This window comes from Streptomyces sp. NPDC016851, assembly GCF_055562795.1.
Genome location: NZ_JBVHEP010000012.1, coordinates 215,555 through 227,739, shown reverse-complemented (window position 1 = coordinate 227,739; position 12,185 = coordinate 215,555). Strand labels below are relative to the sequence as shown.

9 protein-coding genes are annotated in these 12,185 nt (G+C 72.0%); 5 read left to right on the top strand and 4 right to left on the bottom strand.

The annotated features are described in order from the left end of the window. Nucleotides 1–8: 8 nt before the first annotated feature. On the top strand, nt 9–3,509 hold the full coding sequence (gene cydD, locus ACZ3I3_RS21375; protein WP_467367267.1) for a thiol reductant ABC exporter subunit CydD: 3,501 nt from the start codon (nt 9–11) through the stop codon (nt 3,507–3,509). A 173-nt stretch (nt 3,510–3,682) separates the two neighbouring features. Next, nucleotides 3,683–4,741, top strand: coding sequence for a M23 family metallopeptidase (locus ACZ3I3_RS21370; RefSeq protein ID WP_467367265.1), 1,059 nt, complete (start codon nt 3,683–3,685; stop codon nt 4,739–4,741). 9 nt (nt 4,742–4,750) lie between these two features. On the opposite strand, the gene ACZ3I3_RS21365 is transcribed toward ACZ3I3_RS21370, so the two are convergent. From ACZ3I3_RS21365 to ACZ3I3_RS21350, 4 genes are all read right to left on the bottom strand, one after another. Then, nucleotides 4,751–5,638, bottom strand: a complete 888-nt coding sequence (locus tag ACZ3I3_RS21365; RefSeq protein ID WP_467367263.1) for a Cof-type HAD-IIB family hydrolase — start codon at nt 5,636–5,638, stop codon at nt 4,751–4,753. Nucleotides 5,639–5,774: 136 nt separating this feature from the next. Continuing rightward, nucleotides 5,775–6,677 (bottom strand): LLM class flavin-dependent oxidoreductase, encoded by a 903-nt coding sequence (locus ACZ3I3_RS21360; RefSeq protein ID WP_467367261.1) that lies wholly within the window; start codon nt 6,675–6,677, stop codon nt 5,775–5,777. Between the two features lie 83 nt (nt 6,678–6,760). Beyond that, on the bottom strand, nt 6,761–7,309 hold the full coding sequence (locus ACZ3I3_RS21355; protein WP_467367259.1) for an RNA 2'-phosphotransferase: 549 nt from the start codon (nt 7,307–7,309) through the stop codon (nt 6,761–6,763). Between the two features lie 138 nt (nt 7,310–7,447). Then, nucleotides 7,448–9,205, bottom strand: a complete 1,758-nt coding sequence (locus ACZ3I3_RS21350) for an SDR family oxidoreductase (protein WP_467367258.1) — start codon at nt 9,203–9,205, stop codon at nt 7,448–7,450. Nucleotides 9,206–9,397: 192 nt separating this feature from the next. Between ACZ3I3_RS21350 and ACZ3I3_RS21345 the strand changes: the two genes are divergently transcribed. From ACZ3I3_RS21345 to ACZ3I3_RS21335, 3 genes are read left to right on the top strand one after another with little or no spacing between them, the layout of a single operon-like run. Further along, nucleotides 9,398–10,366, top strand: a complete 969-nt coding sequence (locus tag ACZ3I3_RS21345) for an ABC transporter ATP-binding protein (protein ID WP_391088101.1) — start codon at nt 9,398–9,400, stop codon at nt 10,364–10,366. Further along, nucleotides 10,356–11,273, top strand: a complete 918-nt coding sequence (locus ACZ3I3_RS21340) for an ABC transporter permease (RefSeq protein WP_467367257.1) — start codon at nt 10,356–10,358, stop codon at nt 11,271–11,273. Before ACZ3I3_RS21345 ends, ACZ3I3_RS21340 begins: the two co-directional genes overlap by 11 nt. Further along, the gene (locus ACZ3I3_RS21335; RefSeq protein ID WP_467367255.1) at nt 11,270–12,181 is read left to right on the top strand and encodes an ABC transporter ATP-binding protein; all 912 of its coding nucleotides are present in this window, start codon (nt 11,270–11,272) and stop codon (nt 12,179–12,181) included. Before ACZ3I3_RS21340 ends, ACZ3I3_RS21335 begins: the two co-directional genes overlap by 4 nt. The last annotated feature ends 4 nt before the right edge of the window (nt 12,182–12,185 follow it).

Here is a 12,185-nt window from a genome sequence, read left to right as displayed (position 1 = left end):
TGTTTCACGTGAAACCAATCGATCCGCGTCTGCTCCGGTACGCCCGTGCCACCCGGGTCTTCCTGGTGGCGGTCGTCGCCCTGGGGGCCGTCGGGGCAGGGCTGGTCATCGCGCAGGCGATGCTGATCGCCGAGGTGGTGGTCGGCGCGTTCCAGCACCGCATGGCGGTGTCCGAACTCGGCACTCCCCTGCTGCTGTTGGCCGCTGTCGCGGTCGGCCGGGCGCTGGTCGGCTGGCTCACGGAGCTCGCCGCGCACCGGGCGAGCGCGGCGGTGAAGTCCGAGCTGCGAGGGCGGCTTCTGGAGCGTGCCACCCGGCTCGGGCCGGGCTGGCTGGGCGGGCAGCGGACCGGTTCGCTGGTCGCCCTGGCCACCCGGGGCGTCGACGCCCTCGACGACTACTTCTCACGGTATCTGCCGCAGCTGGGTCTCGCGGTGGTCGTACCGGTGGCGGTGCTGGCGCGGATCGTCACCGAGGACTGGGTCTCCGCGGCCATCATCGTGGGCACCCTGCCGCTCATCCCGGTCTTCATGGTGCTGATCGGCTGGGCCACCCAGTCCCGGATGGACCGTCAGTGGCGGCTGCTGTCGCGGCTGTCCGGGCACTTCCTGGACGTCGTCGCGGGGCTGCCGACGCTGAAGGTCTTCGGGCGGGCCAAGGCGCAGGCCGAGTCGATCCGGCGGATCACGGGTGAGTACCGGCAGGCGACCATGCGGACGCTGCGGATCGCCTTCATCTCCTCCTTCGCGCTGGAGCTGCTCGCGACGATCTCGGTGGCGCTGGTCGCCGTGACGATCGGCATGCGGCTCGTGCACGGCGAGATGGACCTGTACATCGGCCTGGTCATCCTGATCCTGGCGCCGGAGGCGTATCTGCCGTTGCGGCAGGTCGGGGCGCAGTACCACGCGGCGGCGGAGGGGCTCGCCGCGGCCGAGGAGATCTTCGAGGTTCTTCAGACGCCCGTGCCGGCCTCCGGTTCCGGGGCCGTGCCGGCGGGTGCGCTGGCCTTCGAGGGTGTGACCGTCCGCTATCCCGGGCGGTCGGCAGACGCCGTGTCCGATGTGTCCTTCACTGTCGAGCCCGGGGAGACGGTCGCGCTGGTCGGGCCGAGCGGTGCGGGCAAGTCGACGCTGGTGAACGTCCTGCTCGGATTCGTGCCGCCGGCCGAGGGACGGGTGCGGGTCGGGGGAGCCGACCTCGCCGACGTGGACCTGGAGCAGTGGCGGTCCCGGATCGCCTGGGTGCCGCAGCGGCCGCATCTGTACGCCGGGACGATCGCCGAGAACGTACGGCTGGCGCGGCCCGACACCGACGACGACGCCGTACGGCGGGCGCTGCGGGACGCCGGGGCGCTGGAGTTCGTGGAGGCGCTGCCCGAGGGTGCGGACACCGTGCTCGGTGAGGACGGGGCCGGGCTGTCCGCCGGGCAGCGGCAGCGGCTCGCGCTGGCCCGGGCGTTCCTCGCGGACCGCCCCGTGCTGCTGCTCGACGAGCCGACGGCCGCGCTGGACGGGGCCACCGAGGCCGAGGTCGTGGCGGCTGTACGGCGGCTCGCGGCCGGGCGGACGGTGCTGCTCGTGGTGCACCGGCCGGCGCTGCTGGAGGTGGCGGACCGGGTGGTGCGGCTGACGGAGCCCGAGACCGCCGCGGTGCCTGCCGGGTCCGCGGCGGTCCGGAATGCCGGAACGGTTTCCGTAGGAGAGGCCGAGGTGTCCGCTGCGGCCTCTCCTACGGAGCCCGGCGGCAGGCCCGCTTCGGACGGCCGCGTCCTCGCGCGCGTCCGCGCCATGTCCGGTGCCCGGCGCGGACGGCTCGGACTCGCCCTGCTGCTCGGGAGCCTCGCGCTGGGGAGTGCCGTAGGGCTCATGGCGACCTCCGGGTGGCTGATCTCGCGGGCCTCGCAGCAGCCGCCCGTGCTGTATCTCATGGTGGCGGTGACGGCGACGCGGGCCTTCGGGATCGGGCGGGCCGTGTTCCGGTACGCCGAGCGGCTGGTCTCGCACGACGCCGTGCTGCGCATGCTGGCGGACACCAGGGTCGCGGTGTTCCGCAGGCTGGAGCGGCTGGCTCCCGCCGGGCTGCGCCGGACCCGCCGGGGCGATCTGCTGTCCCGGCTGGTCGCGGACGTGGACGCGTTGCAGGACTACTGGCTGCGGTGGCTGCTGCCGGCCGGGGCGGCCGTCGTCGTGTCGGCCGCGTCCGTCGGTTTCACGGCATGGCTGCTGCCGGAGGCCGGGGCCGTGCTCGCGGCCGGGCTGCTGGCGGCGGGGGCGGGCGTGCCCCTCGTCACCGGTGCCGTGGCGCGGCGGGCCGAGCACCGGCTGGCGCCCGCCCGCGGAGTGCTCGCGACACGGGCGGCCGATCTGCTCACCGGAACCGCGGAACTGACCGTCGCCGGTGCCCTGCCCGCCCGGACCGCCCAGACACGCGAGGCCGACGGGGTCCTCACCCGGATCGCGTCCCGCGCCGCCACCGCCACGGCCCTCGGCGACGGGCTCACGGCCCTCATCTCCGGCCTGACCGTCACGGCAGCCGCCCTGGTCGGCGCGCAGGCGGTCGCGGCCGGGCGGCTGGACGGCGTGACCATGGCCGTCGTCGTCCTCACCCCGCTGGCCGCCTTCGAGGCCGTGCTCGGGCTGCCGCTCGCCGTGCAGTACCGGCAGCGGGTGCGCCGGAGCGCCGAGCGGGTGTACGAGGTGCTGGACGCCCCGGAGCCCGTGGGGGAGCCCGAGCAGCCCCGGCAGGCGCCCGCGTCGCCGTTCCCGGTCGTCGTCAAGGGGCTGGCCGCGCGGCACGCGGGGCAGGACCGGGACGCGCTCGCCGGGCTGGACCTGACCCTCGACGAGGGCCACCGTGTCGCCGTGGTCGGACCCTCCGGCTCCGGGAAGACGACCCTCGCGCAGGTGCTGCTGCGGTTCCTCGACGCGGACGCGGGCTCGTACACACTGGCGGGCGTGGACGCGTACGCGCTCCGCGGGGACGACGTACGCGGGCTCGTCGGGCTGTGCGCGCAGGACGCGCACCTCTTCGACAGCTCGCTGCGCGAGAACCTGCTGCTCGCCAGGAAGGACGCCACCGAGGACGACCTGCGTGCCGCACTCGGCCGGGCCCGGCTGCTGGACTGGGCCGGCGGCCTGCCCGACGGGCTCGACACGCTCGTCGGTGAGCACGGGGCGCGGCTGTCGGGAGGCCAGCGGCAGCGGCTTGCGCTGGCCCGGGCACTCCTCGCCGACTTCCCCGTCCTGGTGCTGGACGAGCCCGCCGAACACCTGGACCTCCCGACCGCCGACGCGCTCACCGCCGACCTGCTGGCCGCCACCGAGGGCCGTACGACCCTGCTCATCACGCACCGGCTGGCGGGTCTGGAGGCGGTGGACGAGGTGATCGTGCTGGACCAGGGACGTGTCGTGCAGCGCGGGGCGTACGCGGAGCTGGTGGCCGCGGACGGGCCGCTGCGGGAGATGGCGCAGCGTGAGGCGGCTTCGGAATCGCTGATGGCCGCGCCCTAGCAGGGCCCGACCGGCGCCCCACCGACCGCGTCCCGGCAAGGCCCGACCGGCGCCCCACCCACCGCGCCGGCAGGGCCAGACCGGCGTGGCACTGAGCCGTTCGGGGCAGCCGGTCCCCCGGCCGTACGAGGCGAACAGGGTCAGGGCGGCCCGGCTGGGTGACGATCACTGACATGCGCTCATATCGCCGTCATCGGCTGCTCGTTCCGGTTCTGCTGTGCGCGCTGGCGGTGCTCGCGGCCCGGCCGACGGCGGCGCACAAGGAACCCGGCAGCGGCACCGGCGGGGACTCGACGCTCAGCGCCGAGGTGGCGCGGCTGTACGAGGAGGCCGCCGTGGCGACGCAGCAGTACGAAGCGGGGCGCCAAGAGGCGGAGGAGCAGCGGGCCAGAGCCCAGCGGGCCGAGGAACTCCTGGACGGTCAGCGGCGGCGCATCGCGGCCCTGCACGAGGACCTGGGCCGGATCGCCCGCGCCCAGTACCGCTCCAGCGGCGGCCTGCCGGTGGCCGCGCAGATGATCCTCGCCGACGGCCCCGACGATCTGATGCGGGGCCAGCACGCCTTCTCGCAGACGAATCTCGCCGTGAACAACGCCATTTCCAAGAGCCGCCGGGCCGAGGCACGGCTCGCCGCGGACGAGGCCAAGGCCGCGGCCCACTGGCAGGCGCTGGAGAAACGGAACACCCAACTCGCCGCCCTCAAGGCGGACATCGAGCAGAAGCTGGAAACGGCACGCTCGCAGCTCCAGGGGCAGGCGGACGCCTCGGTCGCTGCCGGGGCGTGCCGCGGGGCCGTGCGGCTCGACCAGCCGGAGACGGGGTTCACGAGCGCGTGGGTCGCGCCCGTGGAGACGTACGAGCTGTCCGCGTCCTACGGCAGCGGCGGTGCACGGTGGTCGAGCCGGCACACCGGGCAGGACTTCGCGGTGCCGATCGGCACGCCGGTGCGGGCCGTGGGCGCGGGCCGGGTCGTGAAGGTGTCCTGCGGGGGTGCCTTCGGCATCGAGATCGTGCTCAGGCACGCGGGCGGCTACTACACGCAGTACGCCCATCTCGCGTCCGTCGCCGTCGACCAGGGGGAGCACGTCGAACCCGGCCAGTGGATCGGCCAGTCGGGCACCACGGGCAACTCCACCGGACCGCACCTGCACTTCGAGACCAGGGTCACGCCGGAGATGGGTTCGTCCGTGAATCCGGTGTCATGGCTGGCGGCTCGCGGCGTGTCGCTCTGACCGTGACAGCTACGGCAGTTCCGTGAGCAGCTGCTCGATCACGACCGCCACGCCGTCCTCGTTGTTCGCGACCGTCCGTCCCGAGGCCGCGGCGATCACGTCCGGGTGGGCGTTGCCCATCGCGTAGGACCGGCCCGCCCAGGTCAGCATCTCGACGTCGTTCGGCATGTCGCCGAAGGCGACGACCTGCTCGTGCGAGATGCCGCGCTCGGCGCAGCACAGGGCGAGCGTGCTGGCCTTGGACACACCGGGACCGCTGATCTCGAGCAGGGCGCTGGGGCTGGAGCGGGTGACGTTGGCCCGGTCTCCGATGGCGAGCCGGGCCAGGGTCAGGAAGGCGTCGGGGTCCATGTCGGGGTGGTAGGCCAGGATCTTCAGGACCGGCTCCGCCGCAGCACGGTGGTCCGGCGACAGCAGTTCCTCCGCCGGGGCGAGGCTGTCGGGGATCTCCATGTGCAGCTTCGGGTAGGCCGGTTCCTGGTAGAAGCCGTACGTCTGCTCCACCGCGTACACCGTGCCCGGAGCCGCGTCGCGCAACAGCCGTACGGCGTCCAGTGCGTTCGCCCGCTCCAGCTCCCGCACCTTCACGAACCGGTGGGAGCCGGGGCCGCCGTGCAGGTCGACCACGGCGGCGCCGTTGCCGCAGATCGCCAGGCCGTGGCCGTGCACGTGGTCGCTCACGACGTCCATCCAGCGGGCCGGGCGGCCGGTGACGAAGAAGACCTCTATGCCCGCCTCTTCGGCGGCGGCCAGCGCGGCCACCGTGCGCGGGGACACCGACTTGTCGTCGCGCAGCAGGGTGCCGTCGAGGTCGGTGGCGATCAGCCGCGGAGGGAGGGTATCGGCGGCGGTATCGGGCTGTCGGGTCGCTGAGGTCACCCGGCCATTGTCCCGCATATGCCTGCACGGGCGTGCGGGAGTCCGCACAAGTGAGTGGATACCGCCCTCACCAGGACCTCCCGAGGGGCTTCCCGCAAGGCCCTCAGCGCAACCGAGGCCAGCGCCACCGAGGGCCCTCAGCCACTGGAGCCCCTCAGCGCAACTGCGCCGGTGCCTCCATGGCGATCCGCTCGAAGGCCTTCTCGTCCGCCGCGAAGGGCGAATCGGGGATGGGCCAGTGGACCACGATCTCCGTGAAGCCCAGCTCCATGTGCCGGCCGGCGAAGTCGACGAAGGCGTCCAGGGACTGGAGCGGCCCGCCGCGGTCCGGAGTGAATCCGGTGAGCAGGACCTTGTCGAGGTCGCTCATGTCCCGGCCGATCTCGGCACAGGTGTCGGCGAGCTTCTCCACCTGCCCGCGGATGGCCTGAACCGACTGTTCAGGAGTGCCGTTCTCGTACAGCTTGGGGTCGCCGGTGGTCACCCACGCCCGCCCGTACCGTGCGGCCAGTCGCATGCCGCGTGGCCCGGTCGCCGCCACCGCGAACGGCAGCCTGGGGCGCTGCACACACCCGGGGATGTTCCGTGCCTCGTGCGCCGAGTAGAAGTCGCCCTCGTACGACACCGCGTCCTCGCTGAGCAGCCGGTCGAGCAGCGGCACGAACTCGGCGAAGCGGTCGGCCCGCTCGCGCGGGGTCCACGGCTCATGGCCGAGCGCGGTGGCGTCGAAGCCCGAGCCACCCGCGCCGATGCCCAGCGTGACCCGCCCGCCCGAGATGTCGTCGAGAGAGATCAGCTCCTTGGCGAGGGTCACCGGGTGCCGGAAGTTCGGCGAGGTCACCAGCGTGCCCAGCCGCAGCCGGTCGGTGCTGGTCGCGGCGGCGGTGAGGGTCGGTACGGCACCGAACCAGGGGCCGTCCCGGAAGCTGCGCCACGACAGGTGGTCGTAGGTGTAAGCGGTGTGGAAGCCGAGCTGCTCGGCACGCGTCCACGCCGCACGGCCGCCTTCCTGCCAGCGGCGATAGGGGAGGATCACGGTGCTCAGACGCAGACTCATGGCATCGAGCCTAAGGGAGCGCTGCGGGTGGCCCGTGTTTCACGTGAAACAGTCACCGTGAGCGGCGCGTCCCGCACAGCACGTCAGCGAGGCCCGGGAAAGCGCAGATACCGCGGCGGTACGGCCTGGGTGAGCCACACGCCGTTCGCGCTCACATGGAAGACATGGCCGTCGCGGTGCATGGCGGCCGCGTCCACGGCGAGCACGACCGGACGGCCACGGCGGGCGCCGACGCGGGTCGCCGTCTCGCGGTCCGGCGACAGGTGTACGGCATGCCGGTTCATGGGCCTGAGTCCCTCGGCCCGGATCGCGTCCAGGGCGCGGGCGACGGTGCCGTGGTAAAGGTACGCGGGCGGAGCCGCCGTCGGCAGCCCGAGGTCGACCTGGACGCTGTGGCCTTGGCTGGCGCGGATCCGGGTGCCTTCGACGGTGAACCGCCGCTTGTCGTTGGTGGCGACGACGTGATCCAGCTCGGAGCGGGTGAAGCGGAAGCCATGGGCGGCGGCTGCGGCGATCAGGGCGTCGATCTCGACCCAGCCGCCCTCGTCCAGGGCCAGCCCGATCCGCTCCGGCTGGTGGCGCAGATGCTTCGAGAGGTACTTCGACACCTTGATGGTGCGTCTTTCGTCCATCCCTTCAGGGTGCGGGAGAGACCTGAATCACGCGATTGAGTTTTACCTTGGAGGTTTGATCCACAGTCAAAGGGTGTTATCCACAGGAGGATTCGAGGATCCTGTGGACAACTAGCCCTCGTGCCAACCCACTTGGCATCACATCGGCGGCTTCAGCCGTGCGATCCCCCGCAGTGCCCCCGGCGCGAACCGCGACAGCCAGCGCGCGCTCCGCGCCTCCGGCGTGACCGGGACCACCGCCTCGTTGCGCACCACCGCCCGCAGGACCGCGGCGGCGACCTTCTCCGGCGGGTAGTTCCGCAGCCCGTACAGACGGGCGGCACGCTGCTGGAGCCGCTTCTCCTCGCCCGCGTCGACCCCGGCGAAGTGCGCCGTGGACGTGATGGCGGTGTTGACGAAGCCCGGGCAGACCGCCGTCACGCCGATCCCCCGGCCGGCGAGTTCCGCCCGCAGGCACTCGCTGAGCATCAGCACGGCCGCCTTGGAGGTGCTGTAGGCGGGCAGTGCCCGGGACGGCTGGTACGCCGCAGCCGACGCCACGTTCACGATGTGGCCGCCCTGCCCGCGCCCGGCCATCCGCCGGCCGAAGAGCCGGCACCCGTGGATCACACCCCACAGGTTGACGTCGAGGACCTTCTTCCAGTCCTCGGGCGTGGTGTCGAAGAAGGAACCGGACAGTCCGATCCCGGCGTTGTTCACGAGGATGTCCACCACCCCGTACTCGGCGGTGACCTTCTCGGCGAGCTTCGCCATGGCCTGCTCGTCGGAGACGTCGACCGTCTCCGCCCAGGCCTCGGGAGCGCCGGCCAGACGGCACGACTCGGCGGTGCGGCCCGCCGCCTCGGCGTTCCGGTCGACGGCGACCACGCGTGCGCCGGACTCGGCGAACGCCAGCGCCGTCGCCCGCCCGATGCCGCTGCCCGCCCCGGTGACCAGCACCAGCTGCCCGCCGAACCGCTGGGCGTACCTGCCGCGCGCCGCCACCGGGGACCGTCCGCTCTCCACGGACGTCACGAACTCCTCGATCCACGTGGCCAGCTGATCGGGACGGGTGCGGGGGATCCAGTGTCCCGCCTGAACCGTCCTGCGGGTCAACTGCGGAACCCACTGCTCCAGCCCGTCGGTGAGCCGCTCCGACAGGAACCGGTCCTCCAGGGGCGTCACGATCTGCACGGGCGCGTGCGCGTACGCGTCCGTACGTGGCCTGCGCAGCCGGGACCGTACGTTGTCCCGGTACAGCCAGGCCCCGTGTGCCGCGTCCGACGGCAGGGACGCGGTCGGATAACCACCCCGGGGCACCTTCTCGACGCGCTCCAGAACTCCGGGCCAGCGCTTGCCGAGCGGGCCGCGCCAGGCCAGCTCGGGCAGCACCGGCGTCTGCAGCAGGTACACGTACCAGGACCTGGCGCCCTGCCCGAGGAGCTGGGCGACCCGGCGCGGGGTGGGGCGCTTGACGCGCTTGTCGATCCAATGGCCGAAGTGGTCGAGGGACGGCCCGGACATCGAGGTGAAGGAGGCGATGCGGCCCTCGGTCCGCTTGACGGTGGTGAACTCCCAGGCCTGTACCGAGCCCCAGTCATGCCCGACCAGGTGCACCGGCCGGTCCGGACTGACCGCGTCCGCGACGGCCAGGAAGTCGTCCGTCAGCTTCTCCAGCGTGAACCCGCCCCGCAGCGGGCGCGGTGCCGTCGACCGTCCGTGGCCGCGGACGTCGTACGCCACGACGTGGAAGTGCCCCGCGAGACGGGCGGCGACCTCGGACCACACCTCTTTGCTGTCGGGGTAGCCGTGCACCAGGACCACCGTCGGCCGCCGCGGATCACCGACCTCGGCTACGCACAGCTCGACCTCGCCGGTCCGCACCCGGCGCTCCCGCGCGCCCGTGAGCAACGTCATCCGGCGAATCTGGCAGTTGTTAGAGACATCGTCAATAGGGCGCCCCGGGGCGCGGTCGCCGGAGTGTTCCCGGTCGTGGTAACCCTCAGGAACCAGGTCCCCTAAGGGCACGTACTACTCCAGGTTGACCTGAATACAGCTCTGCGGAGTGACGACCGCCACGAGCGCGGCCCCTACCTTCGAAGCGTGACTGTGATCGCGACCGAAAGCCTGAGCAAGCGGTTCCCCAGGGTGACCGCTCTTGACCGGCTCTCCGTGGACGTCGGGCCCGGTGTGACCGGACTCGTCGGAGCCAACGGAGCCGGCAAGTCCACATTGATCAAGATCCTGCTGGGTCTGTCCCCCGCCACCGAGGGCCGCGCCGAAGTGCTCGGCCTCGATGTCGCCACCAAGGGCGCCGACATCCGCGAGCGGGTCGGCTACATGCCCGAGCACGACTGCCTGCCGCCGGACGTCTCGGCCACCGAGTTCGTCGTCCACATGGCGCGCATGTCCGGCCTGCCGCCCACCGCCGCACGCGAGCGCACCGCCGACACGCTGCGGCACGTCGGTCTGTACGAGGAGCGCTACCGCCCCATCGGCGGCTACTCGACCGGCATGAAGCAGCGCGTGAAGCTGGCCCAGGCCCTCGTCCACGACCCGCAGCTGGTCTTCCTCGACGAGCCGACCAACGGCCTCGACCCGGTCGGCCGCGACGAGATGCTCGGCCTGATCCGCCGGATCCACACCGACTTCGGCATCTCGGTCCTGGTCACCTCGCACCTGCTGGGCGAACTGGAACGCACCTGCGACCACGTCGTGGTCGTCGACGGCGGCAAGCTGCTGCGCTCCAGCTCCACCACGGACTTCACCCAGACCACGACGACCCTCGCGATCGAGGTCACCGACACCGACGAACACCCGGACGGCACCCGCGCGATGCGCGAGGCGCTGCACGCGCGCGGGGTGAGCGTCGAGGACGGCAGCGGCCTGCCGGGCGCCGGCCACATCCTGCTGCTCACCGCCCAGGGCGAGGAGACGTACGACCTGGTCCGGGACGTGATCGCGGACCTCGGACTCGGCCTGGTGCGCATGGAACAGCGCCGGCACCACATCTCCGAGGTGTTCACGACCAGTGACCAGCACGAGCAGCGGAAGGAGGCGGTCGGCCATGGCGGTTGAGCACTCCACGGGCACACCCGCCCCGGCACCGGGTGACCAGACCCGTATCCACAACATCGGCTACCGCAGCTACGACGGCCCCCGCCTGGGCCGCGCCTACGCCCGCCGCTCCCTGTACTCGCAGTCCCTGCGCGGCGCCTACGGCCTCGGCCGCTCGGTGAAGTCCAAGGTGCTGCCGATGCTGCTGTTCGTGGTGATGTGCGTGCCCGCGGCCATCATGGTCGCCGTCGCGGTCTTCACCAAGGCCAACGCCCTGCCCGTCGACTACACGCGCTACGCGATCATCATGCAGGCGGTCATCAGCCTGTACGTCGCCTCGCAGGCACCCCAGTCCGTCTCGCGCGACCTGCGCTTCAAGACCGTACCGCTGTACTTCTCGCGGCCGATCGAGACCGCCGACTACGTCCGCGCCAAGTTCGCGGCGCTCGCCTCGGCGCTGTTCATCCTCACGGCCGCTCCCCTGCTCGTGCTCTACGTGGGCGCGCTGCTGGCCAAGCTCGACTTCGCCGACCAGACCAAGGGATTCGCGCAGGGAATCGTCTCCGTGGCACTGCTCTCACTGCTCTTCGCCGGCATCGGCCTGGTCATCGCGTCCTTCACTCCGCGCCGCGGCTTCGGCATCGCGGCCGTGATCGCCGTGCTGACCATCACCTACGGCGCGGTCTCCACCCTCCAGGCCATCGCCGACGCACAGGGCAGCGGCGACGCCGTGCCGTGGATCGGACTGTTCTCGCCGATCACGATCGTCGACGGTGTGCAGTCCGCGTTCCTGGGCGCGACCTCCGCCTCCCCCAGCGGGGTGGGCCCGAGCACCGCCGAGGGCGTCGTCTACGTCCTCGTCGCCCTCGGCCTCATCGCGGCGAGCTACGGCCTCCTGATGCGCCGCTACAAGAAGGTGGGACTGTGACCACGCTCTCCATCGACCACGTCTCCCGCTGGTTCGGCAACGTGGTCGCCGTCAACGACATCACCATGACCGTCGGCCCCGGCGTCACGGGCCTGCTCGGCCCCAACGGCGCCGGAAAGTCCACCCTCATCAACATGATGGGCGGGTTCCTGGCCCCCTCCACCGGCACGGTCACCCTCGACGGCCAGGCCGTGTGGCGCAACGAGCAGATCTACAAGCAGATCGGCGTCGTCCCCGAGCGGGAGGCGATGTACGACTTCCTCACGGGGAAGGAGTTCGTCCTCGCCAACGCCGAGCTGCACGGCCTGGGCGCCAAGGCGGCGCAGAAGGCGCTCGCCACCGTCGAGATGGAGTACGCGCAGGACCGCAAGATCCAGACGTACTCCAAGGGCATGCGCCAGCGCGTGAAGATGGCATCCGCCCTGGTCCACGACCCGTCCCTGCTCCTGCTGGACGAGCCCTTCAACGGCATGGACCCGCGCCAGCGCATGCAGCTCATGGACCTGCTGCGGCGCATGGGCGACGAGGGCCGCACGGTGCTGTTCTCGTCCCACATCCTCGAAGAGGTCGAGCAACTCGCCTGGCACATCGAGGTCGTCGTCGCCGGCCGGCACGCCGCCAGCGGTGACTTCCGCAAGATCCGCCGACTGATGACCGACCGGCCGCACCGTTACCTGGTGCGCTCCAGCGACGACCGCGCCCTCGCGGCCGCGCTGATCGCCGACCCGTCGACGTCCGGCATCGAGGTCGACCTCGCCGAGGGCGCGCTGCGCATCCAGGCCGTCGACTTCGGCCGCTTCACGGCCCTGCTGCCGCGGGTGGCCAGGGACCACGGCATCCGGCTGCTCACGGTCTCGCCGTCCGACGAGTCCCTCGAGTCCGTCTTCTCGTATCTCGTCGCGGCGTAGGAGG